This window comes from Gordonia sp. N1V (assembly GCF_029269935.1).
Lineage (GTDB): Bacteria > Actinomycetota > Actinomycetes > Mycobacteriales > Mycobacteriaceae > Gordonia > Gordonia polyisoprenivorans.
Window position 1 is genome coordinate 1 of record NZ_JARJDD010000073.1, and the last position, 520, is coordinate 520.

The 520-nt window shown below is 62.9% G+C and carries 1 pseudogene; it reads right to left on the reverse strand.

The window, feature by feature from the left end:
- Nucleotides 1-520 (reverse strand): annotated as a pseudogene (locus P3L18_RS28160) (HNH endonuclease); the annotation flags it as partial.

Genomic DNA, 520 nt, shown 5'->3' on the forward strand with positions numbered 1-520 from the left:
ATCAAAGTACGTGTTTTCTCGCCGGCGATGATGTCGAGGTTCGCCGAGATCTCCAGCCGGCCGTCGTCGGTGATGCGGTCGGTGTAGGAGTTGATTCTCTTGTCCTCGGCGGCCGGTAACCCACCGGGTGTTTCGGCAGCCAACTCGTTCCCCAGCTGCCGCGCGTAGAGGTTGATCTCGGCGGGGGTGAAGCCGGCGAAATAGTGCGACAAGAGTTTCCGCAGGTATTCACACCGTTGCACGGTGTCGAGGGGTTCGGGGCATCGGGTGTCAATGTGCGCCAACCCGCGGACGATGGCATCACTGTGTTCGGACGAGATGGACCCGTCCGCGGCGTGCGCCAACAACAGATCCACATCGATGGTGGCGGCAACCCGCACATACCGACCCGCGACGGCGGGTGCGCAACCCATGCTGATCAACAGCTCCCGCAGTCGGGTGGTCTTGTGATCGGCGACGCCCAGTCGGTCCATCTCGCCGGTGAGGGTGGTGGCGTGGTGATCGACCAGATTGCGAAGCA